Below are 23,072 nucleotides of genomic sequence, written 5' to 3' on the forward strand. Positions count from 1 at the left end.
TGTTGTCACATTCATCCGGCCGGGTCCGCGATCGCTTCATCTTCCAGCTCGGCCGCCAATCGCTGCTCCAGGAAGGCGGCCAACTGCTCCACCGTGGTTGCGGCAAGCACATCGCGTAGAGGCAGCTCGATGCCGAACGAGGCTTTCAGGCGATTCATCAGCTGGATGGCCAGGATGGAATCGCCGCCGAGCTGGAAAAAGTCGTCGCGCAAGCCGACCTGCGGCACGCCCAGCACCTCCGACCACAGGCCGGCCAGGGCTTTTTGCAGGGGCGTATCCGGCTCCACATAGCCACCGAATGCTTCGGCCTCCAGTTCCAGCGCTTGCAAGGCCGTGCGATCGAGCTTGCCGTTGGCGTTCATAGGCAAGCGATCGACCACGGCGAAGCGGTCGGGCACCATGTGCCGCGGCAAGCGTTGTTGCAGGAACTGCGCGAAGTCTTTCGCACCGCCCCCATCCGTCGGTTGCGACCATTTCTTGGAGGCATCGGTCAGGTAAAGCTTGGGATCGCTGAACTCGCCTTCCGCTACGGCACCGCCAAGAAAGGCGTGCAACAGCACATGACGGTCATGCAACACCAGCCGCGCCTGCAATGACGAGAAGTCCATCGTGCCCACAGGACATAGACCGAGCGCGAAATCGGGCGCACGCGACATCAGCAGTTGACTAGCGTAGCCGGTTTCCAGGAGCGCGAAATCCTTGCCAAGCTTGCCGTACAGCGGGCGCATGGCGTCCATGTCACAGATCACGAACAGGGAAAACGCCGCCTGCTGCGACACCGGTGCGTTGTTGGCAGCATGAATGCCATCGTTCCAGTCGCCGTCCGCCGACAACCGCACCAAACGATGTTCGCGCGGATGGTAGTAGTAGGCGCCTCCCTGCACACCTTCAATCCGATTCTCCTTGATCAGCAGATAGAACTGCAAAGGATAGGCATTGCCAGCCGAAGGGTACTGATATTTCGGCATCGCGAAGCCTTGCGGCATGACCTGCATGAGCAGACTCACGAAGCCGCTGAAGCTGCTGAATTCAATCGCCGTTTCGATGAAATGCCGCTGGCTTCGCCGCCGCATCAAAGCTTGCAGATACTCGTCCGAAAGCGTGGGCCTGAGCAGGTCGACATGAGATGCATCCGCAGGAAGATCGTGGCGAATGCCACGCTGGTCCATCTTGAATTGAATGCGTTCTATGGCGTTGAGCAGCATGCCGTCCGTATCCACGCTGCCTGGCGGCACGTCGACGGCGTCTTCCCCACCGTCCGCCACTTCAACGTAGGCCGCCAGAAACGGACCCCGGGCCGGATCGTGCTTGACGGCCACTGCCGCGGCCCGTATTGCCGGATGTTGCTGCAGCGCCAGTTCGATCTCTTCCAATTCGATGCGCTGCCCCTGGATCTTCACTTGCAGATCGATTCGACCGAGGATGTCCAGTTCGCCGTTCGTGCGCAGACAGCCCAGGTCGCCGCTACGGTAAAGCCGTTCGCCGGTCTGCTCGTGCAGGACGAATTTCGCCGCGGTTTTATCCGCATCGCTCCAGTAGCCGCGAGCCAATCCTTCGCCGGCCATGCATAGTTCGCCAGGCACGTCGAACGGGCATAGCCGATCGGCTTCGTTCAGTACGTAGTAGCGCGCGTTGCTCAAGGGCCTGCCGTAAGGCAAGCGTTGCGCATAGGATTGGAGCGCACCGATGGGATGCCAGATGTCCCACACGGTGGTTTCCGTCGGGCCGCCAAGACTGTAGAAGCGAGCTTGCGGCAACTGTTGACGGGCCCGCTCGATCAGCGGCAACGGCACTTTGTCACCCGAGAGGAGAATGCGTAGCGCCGCCCCTCCCTCCGGCAGCAGGCCATCTTGCCCGGCATGGCATTCCAGCAGCATCGCCAGGAACGCCGGCACCGAATTCCATAAGCTGACCTTGCCGCGTACCAGCCATTCCAGCCAATGTTGCGGATCGTGCTGCAGTTCCGCGGCAGGCAGCACCAATGCGCCACCTGCGCCGAGCACGCCGAAGATATCGAACACCGACAGGTCGTGATGCAGTGCGGTAAGGCCGATGGCGCGATCGGCCGCGGTCACCGCGAAACGCTCCCGGATATCCAGCATGCGATTGACGATGCTGTGGTGCTCGATCATGACCGCCTTGGGACGTCCGGTGGAACCGGACGTGTAGATCATGTAAGCCAAATCCTGTGCCGATTGCAGGAACTCCAAAGGCGTGTCCGGCTGCGTGAGGAACCACGTCGGCTCATCCCACAGCAAATAATGCGCCTCGCGTGTCAGGTTGCGCCGGAGTCGGCTGTGCGTGATCAGGAGATCCAGTTGCGCATCCGCCATGAGGTATTCAATGCGGTCCACCGGCGCCTGCGGATCGATTGGCAGATACGCGGCCCCGGACAGCAGCACGGCAAGTACGGTGACGATCTGCTCCCAGCCCTTTTCAAGCAGCACTCCGACGATACGGTTCGGCGCCGCCCCGCGCTGGCGCAGTGCATGCGCCATCTGCCAGGCCATCGGCAATAGTTCACCATAGCTCAGCTCGCGTTCCGGCGTAATCAGCGCAAGGCGTTCTGGATGCTGTGCCGCATGCCGCAGGATCGGCTCGAATGCCAGGCCGGGCGGAACGGGCGCCGCCGTATCGTTCAAGGCGCGATACGCGTCACGCACCGTAGACGGCAACAGGTCCGGCACGCTCTGCCAGGTCTGCTCATCGGCCAGCGCGTCGACAAACGCACAATAGCGTTCGAACATGATGTCAAGCATATCCGCGGGAAACAGCTCGTCCACGCTGTCCCAGTTGAATTGCAGTTCGCCGTTCTGCTCCACCAGTTGATGGTCGAGATAGACCTGCGGCGTCTGGTTGATGCCCATGGCCTCGACCTGCTGGTCCTTCAGGAATGCCGCCTCCTCGGTGCGCTTGTGGGTCAACGTGCTGGTGAAGACCACCGGCATCAACGGCGTGGACTTGTCGGCGCGCATCCGCGCCAGCTCCCGCAAGACGCGCACACCGCTGAAATAGCGGTGTTCCAGACGTTCCATCAGCAATTTCTGCACGGCATGGACGCGTTGTTGGAACGGCAATACGGAAGGATGGAAGTCGAGCAGCACCAGCGAGGTGAAGTCGCCCATGATGTCATCGATGTCCGGATGCAACGGCGGCCGATTGAAGACGGTCAGCACCAGGGTGAAGCTTTGGCTCTTGCTCCACAGCCCGAGCACTTCTGCAAAGGCAGTCAGCATCAGAGCCGAAGGTGTTGCACCACAGGCCGCCGCGCGCTTCTTGATGAGGCTCCAGCGCTCCTGCGAAACGATATGGCGGCGGCGGCCGAACTTGGGGGCGCGGATGTCGCGCAGCTGCTTGACCATCGGCAGCTGCGGAGCAGGCGGCAAGCTGCCGATCCGCTCCTTCCAATAAGCCTGCGCGCGCAGGAACAACGGCGCATCGGGACGTCCGGCAGTAGCCATCACGTAGTCGCGGAACTGCAGCTGCAAAGGCGGCAGCGCCTGTTCCGGCTGCATGTATAGCTTGGAGAAATCGCGCAACAGGATTTCGAAGCTCCAGGCATCGGCGATCAGCGCATCGAAGCTCAGGTGCAGGCGAACGTGCCGGTCGTCCAGCACGCAGGCGGTTACCTCGAACAGCGGCCAGGTCGAAAGTTCGAACACCTGGTGCGACATGCGTTCACGCATTTCCGCGACGAATGCCCGTTGCGCTTCGCTGCTGCGATCACGCAGATCGAATACCGCCATCGCATAGGCGGGAACCTGTTCCAGCACTTGCTGGCGGCCATCCGGCATGATCACCGCGCGCAACATGTCGTGGCGCTCAATCAGTTTGCGGAACGACTCCTGCAGGCGTTCCAGATTCAGCCCGGCGAACTGCGTTTCCTGGTAGACGTGCGCACCGACGTTGCCCAGCGCGTATGCATCTGTCTGTCCTACCCAATAGGCTTGCTGCACATCGGTCAGCAAAAAGGGTTCGTAGCGGGCGGCCCGATCTGGAACGATCTGCGCCGGCAAGGCGGGAATGGCGGAGGCATCGTCCTGCGTGCCGCGCTGGCGGATGCGTACTGCCAGCGCCTCGATCGTCGGCTGGTCGAAGATATCGGCCAGGTCAAGCGCGCTCTTGAGACGCGCACGGATGTCGAACAGGATGCGGATGGCCAGCATGGAATGGCCGCCCAGATCAAAGAAATTGTCGGTCACGCCGATCCGGTTGCGCCCGAGATGCGCTTCCCATATCGCCGCCAGCGCCTGCTCCAGCTCGTCGCGGGGCGCAACATGGGCCGCCTCAGGCTGCGCCACTGACGACGCTTGCGCCAGGCCAAGCCGGTCGATCTTGCCACTGGCCGTCAATGGCAGTCGCTCCAGCAGCACGAAGTCGCCGGGTAGCATGTGTGCCGGAAGCCGATCCTTTATTTCATCGCGCAGTGTACGGGCGTTGAGCATGGCACCGGGTTTCGGCGCGACATAGGCCATGATCCTTGGTTCAGCTTCGCTGCTCAGTTCGACGGCGACAGCACCTACCCCCGCATGCTGCCGCAGTGCCGCCTCGATTTCCCCAAGCTCGATGCGGTGGCCACGCACCTTCACCTGGCGATCCAGGCGGCCGAGGTACTCCAGCTGCCGGTCTTGATTTAGCACCACGCTGTCGCCACTGCGATACAGGCGTGCCCCCGGCATAGTTGAAAACGGGTCGGGAATGAACGCCAGCGCCGTCGCAGCCGGCTTGTCGCGGTAGCCGGTGGCCAGCCCGGGCCCGCCGATCAGCAATTCGCCGGGTACGCCGCCAGGCAGCGGATGCAACGCGGCATCGAGCACATGCAGTTGCGCACCCGCGATCGGTCTGCCAATGGGTACGCGGCCATGCCTTATCCCTGAATCGGCCTCGAAAGCCGCACAGGCTACCGTGGCCTCGGTAGGTCCGTATTCGTTGATGACCCGCACATGTTCGCCCGGTGCCAGCCAGCGATTGATCTGCTCATAGCGCAGATCCTCGCCGCCGATCACCATGGCGTCGAATTTCTCGCCGGCACATTCCTGGGCGGTCAGATGCGCGACCAACATGGAGGCATGGGTCGGCGTCATCTTCAATACACCGAGGTGGTCCGCCCCCTGCAAAAGGCGGAACAGTCCGTCGATGCCTTCGTCATCGTGGACGATTTGGACACAACCACCCACCATCAACGGTGCCAGCAAGGCGGTAAGGCTCAGGTCCACCGCCGGTGACGTATGCGCCACCGAGCATCGGCTTCCTTTTCGCAGGTAATGTTGCCCGGCCCATTGCAAGTAGTGGGTCAGCGCAGCATGGCTGACCGTCACACCCTTGGGCTGCCCGGTCGAGCCGGAGGTATATAGGATATAGGCAGGACTCTCCAACGACATAGCCGCCATGACGCCCGGCCAGTTCCCTTCCTCAGGTTTCTCGGCATCGATGTACAAGGCCGGGAGATCGTCTGCGCGCAAGGCAAAGCTGCGCCGGCTGACAACCATCTTGGCGCGAGCATCGCGCAGGATGGCGGCGGTACGCGTCTGTGGCTGTTGCACATCGGTGAGCAGATAACAGGCACCTAGCGTGTGTACGGCGAGCATGCAGGCCAGCAGTTCGATCGATCGCGGCAAATGGATGGCAACCACATCCCACGCGCCCACGCCCTGGTCACGCAACCGCGCGGCGATCCATCCACTGCGCGCCGCCAGCGCGCGATAGCTTATGCAGGTGTTTCCTTCACGTACGGCGATGGCGTCAGGATGCCGCTGCACGCAGGCGGCGAACAACTCGTGCATGCACTGCGGATGCGACGACCACGACGTGTCGTCACTCAGGCTGGCGGCGGCCTGCCCTGCCCCGCCGGCCAGTCCGGTCTGCAGCAGCGGCGCTTCGCCAGTCAGCACGGTTTCCAGCCATGCCATCAGCAGCTTGGCCATCGCCATGCCGGCCGCTTCGCTGAAAGTGGCACGGCGCAACACCAGGCTCACTGCCGTCGCGCCGGCGTCCGCGTGAATTAGCAGTTTCAAGTCCGTGGCATCGTGCACGGCAGTACACGCCATGTTGCGCAACAGCGCATCCCCATGCATCCGCTTGTCTTCAAGATATTCGAAGGCAACGAGATGGCTGGCTGCCGGCTTGGCAATACCGGGCTCCAGCACGTTGAAGGTGTCCTGCCAATCCAGCGCCGTCTCGATCAGAGTTTTGGCGTAACGCGCCTGCTCGGCCAGCATCGCCGTACCGCGCAAGCTGACCTGTAGTGGCATGGATTTGGCCAGCAGTCCGAGGCATGACTCCAGTTCATCCAGCGATCGGCCATTGGCGACATAGTCGACCCGCAGCGAGCGGCTGCCGGTGAGCTTGGCGACGAAGCCCTGGAAGGCCGCGAACAATACGCTCTGCGTGTCCAGTTTCTCGCGGCGGCAGAAATCGTCGAGCTGCTGGCGCAAGGCGCCGGACAGCACCGCGCACTGCACCCAGTGCCCGGATTCGGCAGCCGCCATGTCGTACGCGTACGGCAAACGCGTTGCAGGCAGGGACGCCCAGTCGATACGCCTCCAGTACGGCACCTCCGGTTCATCGTCATCGCTGCCGACCACCTCATGCTGCCATCGGCTGTAAGCCGAGTAGGATTGAGCCGTTGCCGCCGGCGACCCGCCGGCGGCCAGCTCCCGCGCCAGCAGCTGCCAACTGGAGCCGTCGAGCAGGAGCGCCGGCGCGGTAAGCACCAGCCAAGTGTCGTCGCCGTGATACCGCATGACTGCACGCAATAGCACGTGTCCGTCGGAGCCGGCGCTCCGCGCGCATTCGGCCCCGGCCAGATCCAACGGCGGCGAGTCTGTTTCCCCGATGTCATCCAGCGCAATCGTGACCTGCTCCTTGATCGTCACCACCGGCATGCCGCCGCCGCCCGACTCGAACACCGCGCGCAAGATCTCATGCCTGGCTGCCAGGCCCTGCAAGGCGCTGAACACATGCATTCGCGGCCAGCGTCCGGCGAGCTGCAGGATGCATTGCGTCACCGGTAGCGAATCGCCCCCGAACGCGCGCCAAAGAGCCTGTTGTTGCAGTGAGAGCGGTATGCCGGGTGTAGTGCCGTCCATATTCTGTCGTCTTCGCCTTCGGTGGAATGCCCAAACTTGGGTCCGTGGATCAGACCGCCGCCGTTGCCGGCTCGTCGGGTCGAAAGGTGTCGCCCAGCGCCACCAACAACTCACGTTCGCCGCGATACGGATTGCGGCCGTGCGCAACAAGCATGTTGTCGACCAACAGCACGTCGCCTTGCTGCCAGGGGAAACTCACTTCCAGGCCGGCGTACACGTCGAGAATGTCCTGCATGACGGCATCCGGAATGGGTGTGCCGTCACCGAAATAGCAAGCGCGGGGATAACGGGCTGCCTCGGTGGCTGCAACGATATAGGCGCGTGTCGTGGCATCCAGGCAGGCTATGTGCCAGTGCTGGGCCTGATTGCACCAGCACCAGTCGCCACTCTCGGGGTGGCGCCACACTGCCGGCCGTACCGCCATCGTGCGCAGGCTACCGTCATCCAGCCATTGGTAACGGAATCCCGCCGCCCGGCATTGCGCTTCCACCTGCTCCCGGCTCTCGCTGCCGAACACCTTCGACCATGGCAGGCCAAGCCGCTGTCCGTAATAGCGCACATACATCACGCCCTTGCGGACGAAAGCTTCGCGGATGGCCGGCGGCAACCGATTGAACACCTCGCGACTGTCCACCAGCGGCGTTTCCCCGCCGCTCGGCGCAGGCCGGCGGCAGGCAAACAGGATGCGACGCGGCCAGCGGTCGTTGAATGTATTTTCGTTGTGCCATAGCAGCTTCGATTCCGGTGCATAAAACACCGGCGTTTGCACACCGCCGCCATCGGGAACAGCGACATGTTCGCCGTTTTCAGCCAGGATCTGCTCCATCAGCGCTCCCGCAACACCACGCATTGCTGCAGCGCTATCGATGCCAAATCCGCGAAACAGGATGGCGCCGTGCTGTGCCAGTTCACGGTCAACATCGTGCCGGTGGGCACGAATCCATTTGTCCAGGGCGAAATTTCCACCGCGCAATTGGAACAGCAGCGGCAATCGCGTCATGCCCGGCAGAAGACTGCGACGGATGCCATCCGCTTGCTCGCCATCGACCTGCACCTTCCCTGCCGATCGACTGAATGCTGCCGACAGCCGTTGCTGGCGCCGGTTGTGCCGTGCCTCCGGCGATGCGCCCGGCGGTGTCACTGCAAGCTGCTCCAGTGTTAGCCGAGTGTCGCGCAGCACATCCTGCACGATGTGCTGGAAGCGAGCCAGCAGCGCGTCGGTTTCCTCTGCGGTGCACAGGCGAGCGTCGGTCTCCAGTACACCGCGCAGTCCCTGTGGCGTTTCCTGCAATTGCAGCGAGATGGCGTATTTGGCGAAGCCATTGCTGATGTCCACCACCTCAAGCTCGAGGCCGGGCAGCGTCATGGACGGGTTCGGCGCGTTGTGCAATTCGAATAGGGCGTGAAAAAGCGGACGATCCCTGCCGACCCTGGCCGGGTTGGCGATGCGCACCAACTCTTCAAATGGGACGTGTTGATGCTCCTGCGCCGCAGTCACCTGCTCGTGCACCGCCGCCATCGTCATGCCGAACGATGCTCCTGGCTGCAGTTGCGAGCGGAAAACCAGGGTGTTGACAAACAGGCCGACGATGGGTTCCATGCCAGGATGCGCCCGATTGGCCACGCCGGTGCCGATCCATATGTCCGCTTGCCGGGACAGCGCGTACAGCGTCACTTTGAAGGCGCTGAGCAAGACGGTGAACAAGGTGACTTGATGCTCGTGCGCAAGCGTTTTGAGCGCCTGCAAGGCGGCTTGATCCAGATGTAGCGAGCGTACGATGGCCTCTGCCCGCGTGGCGTGCCCAGGCGTGCCCCGGCCCAGCGGGAGGGGGGGCAGCCCCCCTTGCAGGCGATCCTGCCAATATGCGTAGGACCCTTGCAATGCCTGTACAGTCAGATACTGCTGCTGCCAGATCGCATAGTCGAAATACTCCACGTCCAGCGGTGCTGCAGGTGCTGCAGTACCTTCGATCGCTGCGCGATACTGTGCGGCGATTTCTCCCCTCAGCATCGCCACTGACCATGCATCGGCGATGAGATGATGCAGTACGGCAACGATATAGGCGTGTTCGTCGGCAACCTCCAATACGCTCAGGCGAATCAGCGGACCGGCCTCCAGCTCGAACGGCAGCTGCACTTCGGCAAGGATGTGTCGCTCGATCTCCTGCCGACGCTGCAGTTCGTCTTGCTTGCCGCTCAACCCCTCGCGCAAGGACAACCGGCGCACCGGCACAAGGTGGTCGTGCGAATATGTCTGGTGCGGCTCGCCGTCGTACATGACCACGTGCGCACTGAGCATGCGCTGCCGCCCCATCACCTGCCTCAACGCGGCCTCCAGCGCAGCCAGGTCGAGCCTGCCGCGACACGCGAACACCAGCGGAATGTTGTAGACCGCCCGCTCCCCCACCAATTGATCGACCAGCCATAGCCGGCGCTGTGCCTGCGTAAGCGGGGCCATCTCGGCCTTGGCGCCGACAGCTGGAAAATGTTCAAGCAGCGCCGATACGCTGCCGCGATAGCGCGGCAGGACAGCCGCATAGGCCTCTAACGTTGCGTGCTGAAACAGCGCGCGCAACGGCAGTGCATCGCCTGCGTGCAAGCGCAGGCGAGCCGTAACCTGCACGGCCTTGAGCGAATCGCCTCCCAGATCGAAGAAATTGGCCTGTGGCTGCTCGACCCTAACACCGAGCACGGCGGACCAGACGTTGGCTACAAGGCGCTCATCCGTGCTGAGCGCATGGATCGCCGCTGGCTCGTCAACCGCTACCGCCGGCGGCTTCGCCAGAGCCTTGCGGTCGATCTTGCCATTGGGGCTCAGCGGCAAGGCAGCAAGTTCGATCAAGCGGCTCGGCATCATGTGCGCCGGCAAATGCTGTGCCAGCAGCTGCCGCAACTCGTCCTGACCCGGCATCGAAGGTGCCTTGCAGGTGTAATAGGCCAACAGCACGGGCTCGTCCGCTGCCGAGCCCACGCACACCGCCTGGTCAATGCCCGGATGTTGTGACAGCGCAGCCTCGATCTCGCCAAGTTCGACGCGATAGCCACGGATCTTGCGCTGCTGATCCATGCGGCCGACGAACTGCATCGCACCGTCCTGCCGATAGCGGCCCAGATCGCCAGTGCGATACAGGCGACCGCCAGGCTGGAGGGAGAACGGATCCGGCCTGAAGCGGTCCGCTGTCAAGGCTGGTTGCCGGTGATAACCGCGCGCCAGGCCGCCGCCGATCACCATCTCTCCCGCCACGGCCACCGGCGCCAGCTGCAGCGCCGCGCTCATCACGCCCAACGCGACATGGGCAAACGGCTCGCCCAACCGCTCCAGGTCATGCGCGTCGCGTACTTGGAAAGCACACGTCCAGACCGTGGCTTCGGTAGGACCATAGAAATTCCAGAGCGTGACGCCGGCATCCAGCCATTGCTTTCCCAATGGCTCGGGCAACGCTTCGCCGCCCGCAATCAGCCGCTTCACGCTCCAGCCGCCGACCAGTTCGCTGAGCGGCCTGGGGCCTGTCAGCAAGCGCGAGATCGCCGAAGGCGTCAGGTTGAGGACGCTGACCTGGTGGCGCAGCAGATAATGCTGAAGCGCCTGCGGATCCAGTCGCTGCATATCGGGGATGGGCACCAGGGTGCCGCCGCTCACCAGCGGCGACCACAACTCCCACACGGAAAAATCGAAGGACAGCGAGTGGAACAGCGACCACACGTCCGCTGCATCAAAGCCGAAGCGCGCGCCGCCATGCCGGAACAATGCGGCCAGCGTACCGTGCGCAATCATCACACCCTTGGGACGGCCGGTGGAGCCGGAGGTGTAGATAACGTAGGCCAAGGCGTCGGCATCGACGTCTCCGATTGCAGCATGGACTGGTACGCAAAGCGGTGGCTCCGCCAGCAGCATCTCGATCGGCAATATATCCAGACCCTGCACCGACGTGACAAGTGTTGCCGTGCCATGCTCGCAGAGCAGCGTCGTCACTGCCGAATCGTGCAGCATGCCGGCGACACGCGCCGCCGGATAGGACGGATCGATGGGCAGGTAGGCCGCGCCCGCGCGCCAGATGCCGAGCATCGCCAGTACCGCCAGTGGGCCGTTTTCCATCGCCACGCCGACCACGCATTCGGGGCCGATGCCCCGCTGGCGTAGCGCGTGCGCAAGCATCGCTGCGTGACGATCAAGGGCCGCGTAGCTGAGCTGCCAATCGTCGCCCGCGATGGCGATCTTGTCGGGGCGCCTGCGGGCCTGCGCCGCAATCTGGCGGGGCACGGACACGAACGCTCCGTCTGCCGGGGCCGGCTGCGTACCGGCTTTCAGATGCTGCGCCAGCGCCTTGGGCAGGTCCGGCATAAAGCAACTGCGTTCCGGCTGCGCAGCGATGTCGCCCAGCAGTTCCAGATAGAGAGCGGCGATGCGATCTAGCTCCGCCGGCGGAATCCGGGCCGCATCATAGCCAAGCATCAGGCGGACATGCCGCTCATTGAACGGATCGATATCGAAGAATGCCTGCAGCGGGATATTGTCCCGCACGAAATTGAGCGTATCCAGCACTTCGAAATCGCGTTGTTCGCGCACCCCTTCCAGCACGTGGAAATGGGTGAAGGTAAACAGGAATTCGAACAGTGGATTGACGGTGGTGATGCGCTGCAAGGAGCTGAGCGGGTACAGCCGGTGCGGCTGCAGCTCGCGCTCCAGCACGAACGCGAGGCGGACCAGGTCCAGCCAACTGCCGCTGTTGAAACGCGCGCGCAGCGGCACGCTATTGACGAACAGCCCCAATGCCTGCTCACCTTGCCCACCTTCCATCCGGCCATTGACCAGCAGGCCCGTCACCACATCCGTACGGCCGGTCAGATACATCACGACACGCAGATGCGCCGCCAGCAAGACCGACTTGATCGGCGTGCCGGCGCGCCGCGCCACGTCGAACAATGCACTGCCCAGCGCAAGCGGAATCACCACGTGGGTGGCTTCGGCGACAATGCCTTGCGCAGCCTGCTGGCCAGGCCAGTACGGCAGGGGCGACGCCTCCAGGTTGGCCAGTTTGCGTTGCCAGAACATGCGCTGTTCCGGCGCGGACAAGGCGGATTGCTCGCGCTGAATGAAATGGGCGAAGGATGGCTGCGGCGGCTGCGGCGCAGGCAAGGCCCGCCCGGCCAACAGCCGAGCATAGACGGTGAGCAATTCTTTGATCAGCGAGTTGAGGCTCCAGCCGTCGAGCATTGCATGATGCTGAGTGAGGCTGACCTGGAACACATCCTCGGCAAAGCGATGCACGGTATAGCGGACCAACGGCGGCTCACCGATATCGAAGCGGCGCGTGGTTTCCGCCCGCAGCCAGGCTTCGAACAGAGTTGACTGGTCGTCCGGTTGTTCGGCGCGCAAATCGATCATCTGCAACGGGATGTCGATATCGCGGTAGACCAGCTGCATGGGGCGTTCGTAGCGTGCCAGCTGATACGCTGTGCGCAGTGCCGGATGCCTGGCGGTCGCATACGAGAGCGCCTGCGCGAACAGTGCGCCGCGAAAGGGACCGCGCAACTTGAACGAATCGATCACCTGATACAGAGGCGATTCGATATCCCGTTCGGCATGGAACACCATGCCTGCTTGCGTGGATGAAAGCGGGTAGGCGTCCTCGATGCCTTGCCCGCGCAACTGCTCGATCTCGTCCTCGCCCAGGCCTGCGTCCTGGAATGGCGCGCGATCAAGCTGCGGCGAGGCCGGGATGGCGGCGGGAGTGCCGCACAAGGCAGCCAGCTCCTCGATCGTGCGCCGCTCGAAAACATCATCGATGCCAATGGCATGCCCACGTTTCTGCAGACTGGAAGCGACCTGCAAGGCGCGCAGGGAGTCCATGCCAAGCGCAAACAGGTCGTCATGGATGCCGAGTTGCTCGACATTCAGATGCTCGCCCACGATCTCCGCCAGCAAGCGCTGAGCGTCGGTCTGTGCCGCCGCATAGGCAACGCCTGTGTCGCGCGCGTGCTCGCGGCGGCGAATCAGGCGCCGAATCGCCGGCAACACCGGCCACGCCGCCGCCAGTTCGCGCAACACGCCAGCCTGTTCACGCATGGCCTGCTGCTCCGGCGCAGGCGCTGCTTCCTGCACGGGGATTTCGGCCAAATCGCCGGTTTGCGCAAAGGGCTTGTCCAACAGCGCCGATTCGAGAGCATCGACGCCGGCGTCGATGGCATCCAGGTCCAGCCGGCAGCCGTGCTCCGGCTTCCCCACCGTGCCGCATGCCTGCGCCAGGCCGTCCATGAACAGGCGAGCCGGTCGATTCTTGGGCGTGGCATGGAAGGGCAGCTGGACGAGGTTTGCGCCCTCTTCGCGGGCCTTGGCCACGATGAAACGCATCAATGCGTATTCAAGCCCACGGTTCATGGCGCGGCAACTGAGCAGGAACTGCACGATGCGCAACGTGGCGTGCTCGCGCCTGGCCATGACTACGCCCACCGTACCGTAATCACCGAAACGGTCACTTGCGCTCATCACCCAGACTCGGCCATCTGGCTGCATGCGCCAAGTGGTCGCCTGTGTGGTGTCGAGCGGCTGCTTGTGCAAATTGAACTGATTGGTGCGCCGGGTCAATTCCGCGACACGCTCGTCATCAGCGCTGGCGGCAACGCGTATGCCGTAGCGCAACTGGCTGTCCTGCAACAACGCGCGCAAGGTGGCATAGCGTGCCGCATGCGCGGCGCGTTGCTCGCTCTGCGCGTAGAACGAGGCGCGTAGCGTAGCCTCCACTCCCGCCTTGGCGATATCGAGCATCCATAGCTGGTCCAGCCAATGCCCGATTGCCGCCCGCTCCCGCGGAAATTGCAGCCAGCATACGCCCGGCAATCGTTGCGCCACGTCGGCACATTCCAGCGGATCATCGTCGATGAATACGAAGTCGTCCGGGTTGAGGTTCAGCTCCATCGCAATCGAAGCGATGTTTTGCGCCTTGGACAGATGATTGATGCGATAAGTGGCGATGGCATCCATGCGAACCAGCATGTGCGGGTGTTCTTGCAGCACACGCAGGACATCGGCTTCTTCGTTGCGGCTGCACAGGCAAAGCAGGGCGCCGGACTGGACCTGTGCCAACAGCAATTGCTGGAAACGCGCCCTGCCCTCGTCGACCCCTAGCTCCGCTATCGCCTGCTCACTGCAGACGCCCTCCCATAGCGTGTGATCGCAATCGACGACGAACACCTTGGGCGGCCTGACCAGGCTGCGCCATGCATGCCGCGCCAAATGGGTTCCCAGCGCCACGCAGTAGGATTCCGCATAGGGCAGCTGCGCTGCAGCCTCGGCGGCCGGCTCGCTGATCTCGCTGACACCGTACCAGGCAGCAAGCTGGCGGAAGTCCTTCAACACCACACCCGGCATGCCGTGAAGCGCTGTCAACCATGCCGCTTCCTCGGCTTCGCCCACCTGCGTGCCCGTTGCATGCTGCAACAACACGCAGCATAGTTCACGGCTGCCTGGCATGCGGGCGCGCAAGGCATCCAGGAACATCTGGCGGGCGGCGGGCGCACCGGGCGATGACGTGGGGCTGATCAGGACTAGGTTGATGCCATCCCGGTTCCTGTTCAGAGGGCTGTCATGGTCCAGCAGCGCGGGCACCATTCCGTCCATGGGTATGGTCGTCAGGTGCGCGCTGACCTGCAGCCGTTCCAGCCACGCATCCAGCATCTCCACGACGGGATCGATCAGGAAATTGCCCGCCACCACGACCGATGGCTTGATGCGCGGTCTGGGCCCAAGCAGGGTTTCGATCGAGCGTTCCGGGCCGGCAATGATGCGCGCCACCAGCTCAGGGATATCGCGGGCGATTTGCTGCGCGGTATTTGCACTGAACAATCCGCTCTTGTAGATCAGCACGCCTTCGAGCGCCTGATTGCGTTCCGTGAGCGTCAGATGCAGATCGAAATTCGCAGCGCCCGTATCGAACGCCACCGGCTCGGCGGCCTGCCCTTCCAGTTGCCATGATGCTTGCGCATCGGCTTCCATCTGCACATCGAGCATCGCCTGAAACAGGCTGCGCGCAGGTGTTCGCTCCGGCCGCAGCTTACGCAGCAGGCATTCGAACGGTACGTCATGGGATAACGCTTCGGCCCAGGTTTGTTTGGCCTGGGCAAGCAAGTCCAGGAAGCGCTCGCCAGGTGCCAGCTGATGACGCAATACCAGGATATTGGCCATCGGGCCGACCAGTTCCCGAAAGGCCGGATGAGTGCGCCCGGCTACGGGCGTACCCACCAGCAGGTCCTCCTGGGAGGAATAGCGATACAGCTCAAGCAGGAATACGCAGAGCAACACGATGTAGACGGTGCTACCGTGTTGCTTGCTGAAGGCGCGCAACTGGTTGGTGAGTTCGAGCGGCAAGCGCAGTTCTGCGACCGCGCCACGCAGGTCGGTGAGCCGGGCTGGGGCATAGTCGCCGGCCAGGCGCAGTCGCGGCAGCCGCCCGCCCAACTTGTCCAGCCAATAGGCCATCGGCGTATCGAACGCCTCGCTATCGATTTGGCGGCGTTGCCAGATCGCATAGTCGCCATACTGCAGGACCGGTTGCGCCGGCCCGGGCAGGTTCTCGCCGGTGCGAAATGCCGTGTAATGACGTGCCAGCTGGGCACACAGCAGGCGCAACGAGGCAGCATCGGCCACTAGATGCGAGACCACCAGCACCAATACGTGATCGTCCTCGGCCAGCGCCAGCAGATGTGCCCGCAGCAGCAAGCCGCAGCGCAGATCGAAGGCCTCCTCGACGATTTGCTTGATCAGCGACTCGCACGCCGGTGAGCGTTGCTGCTCGGCTCGGACCGACAGGTCATGCCAATGCAGCGTGACCGGCGGTATCGGGCCCACCCGTGCACTCAGCGCGCCGCCTTCGGTTTCGAACGCGGTTCTGAGCACGGCATGGTCTTGAACGATGCGCTGAACAGCCGCTTCCAGCGCGATACGGTCGATACGGCTGCGCAAACGGCAGACCAGCGGGATATGGGTAGCGGCTGAGCCAATGCTCATCTGATCGACCAGCCACAACCGCTCCTGCACCAATGAAGGTGTCCTGAGCAAAGGAAGCGGCAGGGGCTCGATCGCTTCGGGCGTTGCCGGCGCGGCGGCACGCAACAATTGCAGCAAGGCCTGTTTGTGCGCGCGCAGGGCAGCCAGCAATGCCGGTGTAAGAGCCTGGTCCGGGCCGCGATAGACCAGTGCGCCGTCACGCTCGCTCAGCGTCACGCCGGCGGCCTTTGCCAAGGCCAGCACCGCGAACGCGTCATCGTCCACCTGCACCGCAATGGAAGCTTCCAAGGCTGCGGGCGGCTGTAGTGATGCGGCTTCGTCGGCGGCGGGGATACTCATAGATATCCTTCGATTTCCCTTTGCGCGTTCGGGTGCGCGACTCGGACATCGGTGCTCTGCAGATAGCGCAGACCATCGATGCGCGTGGCCAGGTCGGTGAAGGAGCTGCTTTCCAGCAGCCACTGCAACGACATGCTGATGCGAAATTCGGTGTTGATATCGCTCAGCAGCGCGATCGCGGCCAGGGAGTGGCCACCGGCCGAGAAAAAATCCGCGTCGCCATCGATCGAATCCGTCCGCAGGTGATGCATGAACAACGCACCGAGCTTCTGCTCGGTGGCGTTTCGGGGTGTAAACGGGCCCCGTTGCTGCACCGGTTCGAGCGGGTGTCGCATCAAGGCTCCACGGTCCACTTTGCCGCTGTTCAACACCGGCAGCCCGTCGAGCACGACGATACGCGCAGGCAGCATGTAGGGCGGCAATTGCGAAGCCAGATAGCGCTTGACCTCAGGCAACTGTCCAGCCTCGATGCCGGCCACGTAGGCCAACAGCCGCGCATCGGGCGTGGCGCTGTCCTGCACCAAGGCCGCCGCCTGGGTGATACTCCTGAATTGAAGCAGCACGTGTTCGATTTCACCCAGCTCGATGCGGAAGCCGCGCAACTTGATCTGCTGGTCGCGACGTCCAAGGAATTCGACCGCGCCGTCCGCGCGATGCCGCGCCAGATCGCCGGTGCGATAGAGCCGCGCACCCTCGACGCCTCCCTGAGCGTCGGGAATGAAAGCCGCTGCCGTGGCCTTGGGATTGCCCCGGTATCCGCGTGCCAGGCCAATGCCGCCGATCAGCAATTCCCCGACCGCGCCACGCGGCACGAGCGCCAGGTCAACACCCGAGACATGCAAGGCCATGCCATCGATCGGGTGTCCGATCGGCACCGTCGCGTCGCCCCGCCGACATACCCAGGAAGAAACGTCGATGGAAGCTTCGGTCGGCCCGTACATGTTGTAAAGCGCGACGCTGTCCGCCTGGCCGAAAAAGCGCTCGCACAAGCTCGCATCGAGCGCTTCTCCGCTGCATACCACCGCGCGCAGAGCGTCCAGACGTTCGAACCCCCGCGCCTGCAGAAAGGTGCTCAGCATGGCCGGCACGAAGTGCACGAAAGCGACCCGCTCCTGCGCCAGCAGCTGTTCCAACGCGGCCGGGTCCCGGTGCTGCCCTGGCGATGCCAGCACCACACATGCCCCCTGCAGCAACGGCCAGAACAATTCCCACACCGACACATCGAACGTATAAGGTGTTTTTTGCAGTACGGCCTCCCCCTGCCGCAACTGCAGGAGTTGCTGCATCCATTGCAGCCGATTGACGATGCCCGCATGAGGAACGGCGACGGCTTTCGGCTCCCCGGTGGAGCCCGAGGTGTGGATCACGTAGGCCATCTGTTCGGGCCACACCGGTCGCTGCGGGGCTGCCTGCGACGCTGCGAAAATGGCTGACGCATCGCGCGCCCAGCTGACTTCCTTATCGCCGAGGAAGTCATGACGATCATGTGGCTGGTCCGTAATCACATACGGATTTCCCGCCCGAGTCCACAAGCGCTCCAGGTAGGCCGGCGGTGACTCGCTGTCCAGCGGCATGTAGGCGCAACCAGCCTTCAAGATGCCGAGCAGTGAAATCATCAGCTCGGGCGAGCGTGCCAGGATCAGCGCAACCGGCGTCTCCATCGCCACGCCGCGTGCGATCAGGTAATGCGCCAATTGATTCGCTTGCCGGTCGAGCATCGCGTAGGTCAAAGCGGTGCCTTCGAAGCGAACCGCCACGGCATCCGGAGAGCGCGCCACTTGCGCATTGAACAGTGACAGCAAGGTTTCGCTGGAGGGTTGCGATGGCGGGGGGTTGAGCGCACGCAGGCTGTCGCACTCCGCCACGCTCAGCATGTCCAGCTGGCGCAGCGGCACGTGGGGATGAGCCAATACCGCATGCGCCATCCACTCGAGGTTTTCCAGCAGCCGTTCGATAGTAGCGTGCTCGAACAGGCTGCTGTTGTATTCCAGCTGGCCATGAAAAGCGGCCTCGGTTTCGAATAGCGAGAGAGTCATGTCGAATTTTGCAGACCGACTCTGATGCGGGATCAGCGTACAGCGCAGATCGTCCAGCTCAAACGCAGCCAGTGGCAGGTTCTGCATCACCAGCATGACTTGGAACAGCGGCGAGTGCGCGAGGCTTCTGGCCGGGTTGAGCGCCTCCACCAATTTTTCGAACGGGACGTCCTGATGGCAGTAGGCGTTCACTACCACGTTACGCATCCGCGCGAGGAAGTCCCGCCAACTTTCCCCCGCCATGAGGGTGTTGCGGATCACCACAGTGTTTGCCACCGGGCCAACCAAGGCCTCGGTTTCGAGCCGCCCGCGGTTGGCCACTGGCGTACCGATCAGAATGTCGTTCTGCCCGCTATAGCGCTGCAGCAGCAGCGCAAACAGGGCCTCGAAGAACATGAAGGCGGTAATGCCGCATTCGTGGCACTCGCGCCGAACCGACTTCGACAAGATGCTCGACCACTGGAAATGCAGGGTTTGGCCGGTAAAGCGCTGCTGCGCCGAACGCGGATGGTCGGTCGGCAATGCCAGCACGCCGGTGGCGCCCTCCAATTGCCGGCGCCAGTAGTCCAGCTGGCCCTGCCATACGCCTCGCTGCCACTGGCGGCTTTGCCAGCGCGCGTAGTCGGCATAAGCGAAGTTTGCTGCCGCTGCAGGTTCCGGTGCCGCCGGCGGGTCGCTGTATAGTTGCCTGACATCCGTGACCAACCGTCGCAGCGACCAACCGTCAAACACTGCGTGATGGACGACCAATACCAACAGATGCCGATCCTGCGCCAAGGTGAACAGGCAGGCCCGAAACGGTAGATCATGTTCCAGCTGAAACGGCTGCGAGCCGACTTCCAGCAGCAGCGCGGCAACGGTCGAGGGCCTTGTATCCGTGCCGGAAAGATCCTTGCGCTTCAGTTGAAACGGCAACGCGTTGTCGACGAACTGCCGCAGCGCACCCGCCTGCATGCGCAGGCGCGTGCGCAGTGCTGCATGCCGCTGCACCAATCGATGCAAGGCAGCTTCAAGCCGCGCGACGTCAAGCGTACCTTCCAGCTGGATGGCGAATGGGCAGTTATAGGCCGTGCTGTCCGGGTCGGCAGCTTGCAGAAAGTACAGGCGTTCCTGGAAGAAAGAAGCCGGTGCGGCTTCGTCTCCGCCAGACTCCAGCTGCGCCGACAGCGGCTCTTCGGCCGCAAAGTCGGTATCGACACCGGCCGGCGCGAGTTGGAGACGGCGCAATTCTGCGGCAAAGCCGGCGAGCACGGGATGGTTGAACAGCTCGCGAATGCCAACCCGGCTACTTTGCAGAGCATCCTGCACGCGCGAGATCACTTGTATGCCGTTGAGCGAGTTGCCGCCAATGGCGAAGAAATTGGCAAGCCGATGCACCCGCGCCTTGGGCAGGCACTGCGACCAGATCGCGGCCACCAGCGTCTCCAGCGGGTCTTCCGGCACGTCGTTGCGGGCGAACCCCGCCGGCGTGTGCTCGACGATCGGCAATTGCTGCACATCGATCTTGCCGCCGGGCAGCCGCGGCAGACGCTCCAGCACGACGTACTGGTGCGGTAGCATGAAACGCGGCAGCAACCGCTGCAGATGCGGCTGCAGGGCCGCTGCCGCATCGCTGTCGCCGTGCCAGACGACATAGGCCACGATCTGCGCATGATCCGGATCATGGCGTACGCATGCTTCTCGCACCTGCGGATGGGTTTCAATCGCCTGGCGCACTTCTGCCAATTCAACGCGATAGCCCAGGATCTTCACCTGCTCATCGCGGCGGCCAGCGAACATCAGGCTGCCATCCGCGCACCACCAACCATAGTCACCACTGCGATACATCACAGCGCCAGGCGTAGTGCCGAACTTGTCCGGCACAAAGCGACGGGCGGTTTCCTTCGGGTTGCGCCAGTAACCGCTTGCCAGCGCGCCTCCAATGCAGATCTCACCGGCCTCGCCCACCAGCACCGGCTCGCCCGCGTCGTCCAACACGTATAACCTCGAATGTGGCGCGGGAATGCCGATCGGCACCCTGCGCTGGCGCAGAATCCGGCAGTCGAACACGGAAGCCCAGACGGTTGCTTCGGAAGGTCCGTATTCGTTGTAGAGCCCGGCTTGGGCCAGAGCATCGGCATGCCGCGTCACCAGATCACGCTGGCAAGGTTCAGCGGCGACAATCGCCGCAGTCAATGCGATGGCATGGCCGGCGCGTTGCACTTCCTCCAGCACCAGCTTGTAGAGCGATGGGATGCACAGCAAGTGCGATGCCTGAACGCTTTCCAGCAATACCTGGATGCGGCGTGCGTCGCGCCTGGTTTCTTCTGCCGGCACCACCAGTTCGCCACCGCTGGCGAGCGTCCAATAGATGCCGGCCACCGAACTGTCGACGTACAACGGCGACAACAGCACAAAGCAACGTACCGGCTCCCGATAATAGGCGAGCCGCGCTGCGGTGGACTGCAGCAGGCTTTGGTGCGATACGCTCACCCCCTTTGGAGTGCCGGTCGAGCCAGAAGTGAGGATGACGTAAGCCAATTGCTGACCCGCCAACGGGGGCGGGCACGCGATCGGCGGGGGGGCCGCCGCCAATCGAACGTAGCGCAGCTGTGGCAAGTTTTCGGTCATGCGCGGCTGTTCGCGTATACCGAAAATGGGCAGCGGCGCATCCGTCGCGGTCCACACGGCGGCCAAGCGCTCCGTCGGCTGCTCCATGTCGATCGGCACATAAGCCAGGCCGGCCCACATGGCTGCAAGCATCAATACGATGGTTTCCGCGGCAAAACGGGCGTCGATGCCGATGATCCCTGCGTCCCCTTGCGCACGCATCGCCGCCGCGTAACCAAGCGCCTGCCTCTGCAGCATCGCATAGCTCAACACGCCATGCTCGCCGCGCAAAGCGATCGCGTCGGGTCGCTGCGCTGCTTGCTGCGCAATCAGCGCCATAACCGACGCCGGTTGCTTCAAGGTGAGCGGCTGCCCGGCAAACTCGTCCAGTAGTTGTCGGCGCTCGCTCTCACCCAGCAACTGTAATGCGCCAAGGCTGTCGCTGGGGGCTGCCAGACAAGCCGCCAGCGCCGACTGCCATTGTTCGCCAAGATGCGCCACCGCAGCAAGATCACGCCGATGCGGTGCGTACGTCCACTCCGCCTCGATTCCGTTGGCGCTCTCGATCAGGCGCAACTTCACTTCGTAAGATGCATCTCCGCCCTGCAGGGCAATTTCCTCCCATTGCTCCATGCCGCGACAATCAAGCCACTCCAGGCAGAACGGCAACATCATGGAGGGGTCGCCGGCCGCTTTGGCCAAGACTTCCCAATCCACGAAATCCTGCCGTTCGGCGGCGTCACCGAGCGTCGCATCGACCCGCGCGATTAGCGATTGCACGGTATCGGCGGGGGCAGCCCGCAACGATATCGGCAGTGTCTGGCTCAACGGCCCAACCACGGTCTGCAGCTCGTTGAGGGAGCGACCATCGAAAACGAAACCGAGGGTGAAGTCTTCTGCATCGGTCAGGCGCTGCAACAAACCTAACACGGATGTCATGGCGATGCTGGAAATCCGAACACCCAGTCGCGCCGACAGCGCACGCAAGCAACGCACCATTTCATCAGGCAACTTCAGGCGCACCGCAATGCGTGGCGAATGAGCGCGCCGTGTATCGCAGGCCGGCATGAAGCTCAACAGATCGACGCCATGGCCCTGCACAGCCCAATAATCGGCAAGCTCCCGCGCCTCCGGTTCGCGCATGACGCTGAACTGCCATTCGGCATACTGAAAATAGTCGAGGGCCTCAGACTTATGCGGCAAACCGCCCTGCCCCGTCACATCCAGTAGCGCGCCAACCAGCAAGTACAGGCTGCGTGCGTCGCAACACTCGGGAGCGACAGTAATCACCACCCAATGATCCGTCGACGACGCGTTTGCCGCCAACACGGCCAGTCGTGCCCGCGGAGCATCCGTTTCGATCAGCTCGCGTTCCTGTTCGGCAACGAGATACAGCTGCGTCTCATTGTGTTCCGATGCCTCGTGGCGAAAGCTTGGGCGGGAACTGCCGGGAGCCTGCCACCCGCCGTCCTGTTCAGCCACTCCCAACAGTGCGACGCTCAAAATGGGATGCGCGTCGGCCTGCCTTGCCCAGGCATGCGCCAGCGCGTCCACATCGACAATACCGTGCAAGCGCAGCCTTGCCTGTAGCGCAGGTAACAACCCTGCCCTGCGCAACTGCACGCATCGCTGCTGTTGCTGAGTACTGTGATATGCCGATGTGGTTTCCGCCGCCATGCTCCTCCACCCAACGCAATCAGCTTCCCCTTGCCGATGTATCCATTGCGGGGCTCCCAGCCCATTCCCATAACATGTTGCACAGAATGGAACTAGACATCCCTTGCATCGACGCCAGCCTGCTTCGCACGGAGAGGAATCTCTCTTCGCGATCAGGTTCACTACAATGATTACGCCGGCATTTGGCAGCACTTCCCCGACGCTGCTTTCCGGCATTGAAACATGTTTCAACCGGTTTTATACACCTTCCCGATTGAGCTGGGAAGCGCATAAAAAAGGCACTACCGTTCATTTCTCCGAATGACGCACGCAATCATTTACGGCGAATGCTACCCCTAT

Annotated in this window: 3 protein-coding genes and 2 pseudogenes; all 5 read right to left on the minus strand. The window is 63.0% G+C overall.

Going from position 1 to position 23,072, the window contains the following annotated elements; translation table 11 throughout:
• Nucleotides 1-11 precede the first annotated feature (11 nt).
• The 5 genes and pseudogenes from QQJ96_RS07490 to QQJ96_RS07500 all read right to left on the minus strand — a co-directional run bounded on the left by QQJ96_RS07490 (nt 12) and on the right by QQJ96_RS07500 (nt 22,733).
• Nucleotides 12-7,088, minus strand: a complete 7,077-nt coding sequence (locus QQJ96_RS07490; protein ID WP_284331355.1) for a non-ribosomal peptide synthetase — start codon at nt 7,086-7,088, stop codon at nt 12-14.
• Nucleotides 7,089-7,137: 49 nt separating this feature from the next.
• On the minus strand, nt 7,138-10,137 hold the full coding sequence (locus QQJ96_RS23585) for a condensation domain-containing protein (protein WP_425605334.1): 3,000 nt from the start codon (nt 10,135-10,137) through the stop codon (nt 7,138-7,140).
• Nucleotides 10,123-11,430 (minus strand): annotated as a pseudogene (locus QQJ96_RS23590) (amino acid adenylation domain-containing protein); the annotation flags it as partial. The pseudogene QQJ96_RS23590 and the gene QQJ96_RS23585, both read right to left, overlap by 15 nt.
• 15 nt (nt 11,431-11,445) lie before the next feature.
• Nucleotides 11,446-16,431, minus strand: a pseudogene (locus tag QQJ96_RS23595) (HAD-IIIC family phosphatase); the annotation flags it as partial.
• Nucleotides 16,428-22,733, minus strand: coding sequence for a non-ribosomal peptide synthetase (locus tag QQJ96_RS07500; protein ID WP_284331357.1), 6,306 nt, complete (start codon nt 22,731-22,733; stop codon nt 16,428-16,430). The pseudogene QQJ96_RS23595 and the gene QQJ96_RS07500, both read right to left, overlap by 4 nt.
• Nucleotides 22,734-23,072 lie beyond the last annotated feature (339 nt).

This window comes from Dyella flagellata (genome assembly GCF_030160275.1).
Lineage (GTDB): Bacteria > Pseudomonadota > Gammaproteobacteria > Xanthomonadales > Rhodanobacteraceae > Dyella_B > Dyella_B flagellata.

Excerpts from the sequence above, each read along its gene's own strand:
- QQJ96_RS07490 (WP_284331355.1), bottom strand. The coding sequence starts at position 7,088 with ATGGACGGCACTACACCCGGCATACCGCTCTCACTGCAACAACAGGCT.
- QQJ96_RS07500 (WP_284331357.1), bottom strand. The coding sequence starts at position 22,733 with ATGGCGGCGGAAACCACATCGGCATATCACAGTACTCAGCAACAGCAG.